Source organism: Dietzia sp. B19 (assembly GCF_014145155.1).
Lineage (GTDB): Bacteria > Actinomycetota > Actinomycetes > Mycobacteriales > Mycobacteriaceae > Dietzia > Dietzia natronolimnaea.
Window position 1 is genome coordinate 1 of record NZ_JAALED010000161.1, and the last position, 4292, is coordinate 4292.

Genomic DNA, 4292 nt, shown 5'->3' on the forward strand with positions numbered 1-4292 from the left:
GAGATGGCCCTGACCAGATCGCCCGCGCGGAGGCCGCGCTCCTGGGCGGCGGGGCTCACCGCGATGACGAACGGCACCTTCTCCGAGCCCCCGGCGGTGAGGAAGATGACACCGGCATCCCCACCGAGTCGGCCCTTGAGGTCGGACGCGAGGGTACGCAGGTCGCCCGCCGCTCCCCCCGGGACGTCGTGGGCGAGCACCCGGATCCCGTCGAGGTCCTCGGCCGCCGAGAGCAGGTCCCCGGCCCGCGAGGCGAGCTGGGCGGCACGCATCGACTCCAGTGCCTTCTCAGCCTCCCGCAGCTTCGCGGTCAGCGCGGCCACCCGGTCGGGCAGTTCGTCGGCGGGCGCCTTGAGCGAGGTGGCCAGGCCCGACACGAGAGCGCGCTCACGGGCCTGGTGCCGGTAGGCGTCCATCCCGACGTACGCCTCCACGCGCCGGATACCCGATCCGACCGAGGCCTCGCCCAGCAGACTCACCGGGCCGATCTGCGCGGAACTGGACACGTGGGTGCCTCCGCACAGTTCCATCGAGAACGGTCCGCCGATCTCCACCACCCGGACCAACGACCCGTAGTTCTCCCCGAACAACGCCATCGCGCCCATCCGCCGGGCCTCGTCGAGGCTGGTCTCGATCGTGTTCACGCCGTAGTCGGCGTCGACGGCGGCGTTGGTGATCTCCTCGACCTGCGCGAGGACGTCCGCCGGGATGGAACCCGACCAGTTGAAGTCGAACCGCATGTACCCCGGCTTGTTGAGCGAGCCGGCCTGGACGGCCTCCGGTCCGAGGATCTGACGAAGTGCGGCGTGCACGAGGTGGGTGGCCGAGTGGCCCTGAGTGGCCCCCTTGCGCCACTCCGGGTCGACGGCCGCGGTGACGAGCTGGCCGGCCTCGACCTCGCCGCCCGTGAGGACGCCCTTGTGGATCCAGAGCTTCTTCCCGATCTTCTGCACGTCGTCGACCTGCATCTGGAAACCAGCGGTGGAGATCATCCCGCGGTCACCGAGCTGGCCACCGGACTCGGCGTAGAACGGTGTGCGGTCGAGCACGAACTCCACCGCGTCTCCCTCGCGCGCGACGTGGACGGCCTCTCCGCCGGAGACGATGCCCAGGAGGGTGGACTCGTCGGTGAGTTCGGTGAAGCCGGTGAAGACGGTCTCACCGGCGTCGAGGAAGTCGCGGTACACCGACAGGTCGGCGTGGGCGTGCTTCTTGGACCGCGAGTCGGCCTTGGCCCTGGCGCGCTGCTCGGACATGAGGGAGCGGAAGCCCTCCTCGTCGACCTGCAGTCCGGCCTCGGAGGCCATCTCGAGGGTGAGGTCGATCGGGAAACCGTGCGTGTCGTGCAGGGCGAACGCCTGGCGGCCGGTGAGCACCGCCGCGCCGGAGGCCCTGGCGTCCTCGGCGGCACGCTCGAAGAGTTGGGTTCCCGACTCGAGGGTCTTGAGGAAGGCGACCTCCTCGGCCACGGCGATGCGCTCGATGCGCTCGTAGCCGGCGATCGTCTCGGGGAAGGACGGGCCGATCGCCTCCTTCACGGTGGCCATGAACTCGGCCATCGTGTCACCGGTCGCGCCCAGGAGTCGGACGGACCGGACGATGCGCCGCAGCAGCCGCCTCAGGATGTACCCGCGCCCCTCGTTGCCGGGGGTCACGCCGTCGGAGATGAGCATGTACGCCGTCCGCGCGTGGTCCGCGATCACCCGGAAGCGGACGTCGGAGGCGTTGTCCACCCCGTACCTGGTGCCGGAGAGCCGCTCGGCGGTGTCGATCACCGGGCGGAGCAGATCGGTCTCGTAGACGTTCTCGACGCCCTGGAGCAGGAACGCGACGCGCTCGATCCCCATCCCGGTGTCGATGTTCTGCTTGGGTAGCGGGCCCAGGATCTCGAACGCGTCCTTGCCGGTGCCCTCACCGCGCTCGTTCTGCATGAACACGAGGTTCCAGATCTCGATGTAGCGGTCCTCGTCCGCCTCCGGTCCGCCCTCGACCCCGTACTCCGGTCCGCGATCGTAGAAGATCTCAGAGCACGGACCGCAGGGCCCGGGGACGCCCATGGACCAGTAGTTGTCCGCCATGCCGCGGCGTTGGATGCGACCCTCGGGGATGCCGACCACGTCGCGCCAGATGCCGTAGGCCTCGTCGTCGTCGAGATACACGGTGACCCACAGCAGCTCCGGGTCGATTCCGAACCCCCCGTCGTCCAGGGAGGAGGTGAGCAGCGACCACGCGTGGCGGATCGCCCCCTCCTTGAAGTAGTCGCCGAAGGAGAAGTTGCCCGCCATCTGGAAGAAGGTGTTGTGGCGGGTGGTGATGCCCACCTCCTCGATGTCGAGGGTGCGGACGCACTTCTGGATGGAGGTCGCGGTGGCGTGCTCCGGGGTCTCCTGGCCGAGGAAGTAGGGCTTGAAGGGGACCATTCCGGCGTTGACGAACAGCAGGTTCGGGTCGTCCAGGACCAGTGATGCGCTGGGGACCTCGGCGTGACCGGCCCTGACGAAGTGGTCGAGGAATCGGCGCCGGATCTCATGGGTCTGCACAGGGGGCCTCACTGGTGGTCTACGGAGGTGGTGGATCAGTCGGCTCACCAGCCTACCGGCGCACCTTCAGGGTCGAGGAATGGCTCTCACCTCAGATCCGGGCCGGCGACCCTGTTCGACTTGCACGCAGGGAAACGGCGCCAGACGCGCGCCCTGGTCTATGACAGGGATGCGCGCCCGGGAACCGCGTGGGCGGCAGGCAGGATCATCCCGGCATAGGGGGTAGGAGAATGCCGAAGTTGGCGGCGGTGATGAACGCCTCCGGGGGCAGCAGGCCCAGGCTGTGTGCGCCGGTTCCCCAGACGCCTACCGAGGTGGCCACCCCGACCAGGGTTGAGAAGATGCTCGCGATACTCATGTGTCCTCCGAACTCGTGTTCCATGGTGTGCCTGTCAGGACAGGTCGCATCAGGTTCACACACACCGGACTGGTCGGTCAGGGCTTCCCGCGGATGATCCCCCGGAGCTTGGCCACCCGCGCTCCGAGCTCTCGTTCGTGGCCGTGGCCGGTGGGCGAATAGTAGTCGCGGCCCACGAGCTCGTCGGGAGGGTACTGCTGCGTCACCACCCCGGCCGGGGACTGGTGCGCGTAGCGGTAGCCGACCCCGTTGCCCAACCCCTTGGCCCCGGCGTAGTGACCGTCCCGGAGGTGACGGGGGACCTCACCGACTCCCCCGGCGCGGACATCCGCCATCGCCGCGTCTATCGCGGAGATCACCGAGTTGGACTTGGGCGCGGTCGCCAGATGGATGGTGGCCTGGGCCAGGGCGAGCCGGCATTCGGGCAGCCCCACCTTCTGCACGACCTCCGCCGCCGCGGACGCGGCGAGCAGTGCGGTGGGATCCGCCATCCCGATGTCCTCGCTCGCGTGCACCACCAGGCGCCGGGCGATGAACCGGGGGTCCTCCCCCGCCACCAGCATCCGCGCGAGGTAGTGCAGGGCCGCGTCGGCGTCCGACCCGCGGATCGACTTGATGAACGCGCTCGTGACGTCGTAGTGCTGATCCCCGTCCCGGTCATAGCGGACCGGGGCCGCGTCCAGGCTCAGCTCGACCGTCTCCGGGGTCACCACGTCGTCCTCGGCGGCTCCCGCGGCGGCCTCGAGGATCGTCAGGCTCCGGCGGGCGTCCCCGCCGGAGAGCCGGACGATGTCCTCCACCGCGGCGTCGGTCACCTCGAGCGCCCCCGCGTAGCCCCGCTCATCCGCCACGGCGCGCCGGATCACCGTGGCCACCCCCGCCTGGTCCAACCCCTGCAGTTCGGCGATGAGGGAACGACTCAGCAGCGGAGCGATCACCGAGAAGTGCGGGTTCTCCGTGGTCGCGGCCACCAGGAGCACGATGCCGTTCTCCACCGCGGCGAGCAGCGCATCCTGCTGGCTCTTCGAGAACCGGTGGACCTCGTCGATGAACAACACGGTGCGCCGGCCGTGGATCTGGCGTGTCCGCGCGTCCTCGATCACCGCCCGGACGTCCTTGACCCCGGCGCTCAGGGCGGACAGCGCCACGAAGTGTCGGCCGGACGACGTGGCCACGAGGTTGGCCAGCGTCGTCTTGCCCGTCCCGGGCGGCCCGTAGAGGATCACCGAGGACCCTCCCCGGCCCTCGACCAGTCGTCGCAACGGCGAATTGGCGCGGAGCAGGTGCTGCTGTCCGACCACCTCGTCCAGCGTGCGCGGCCTCATCCGCACCGCCAGCGGGGCCGACGGGTCGACCGGCGGCGGAGCCGACCCCGCCCCCTGGCCCGGTCCCGC

Annotated in this window: 3 protein-coding genes; all 3 read right to left on the reverse strand. The window is 69.9% G+C overall.

From position 1 onward, the window contains the following. Positions 1-2540: alanine--tRNA ligase (gene alaS, locus G6020_RS05745; RefSeq protein WP_182609956.1), on the reverse strand; the 2540-nt coding region annotated here is incomplete at its 3' end. A gap of 205 nt (positions 2541-2745) precedes the next feature. After that, the gene (locus tag G6020_RS05750) at positions 2746-2898 is read right to left on the reverse strand and encodes a hypothetical protein (protein WP_182609957.1); all 153 of its coding nucleotides are present in this window, start codon (positions 2896-2898) and stop codon (positions 2746-2748) included. Positions 2899-2975: 77 nt separating this feature from the next. Next, positions 2976-4292 (reverse strand): replication-associated recombination protein A (locus G6020_RS05755; protein ID WP_182609958.1); only part of this gene is annotated, 1317 nt, incomplete at its 5' end.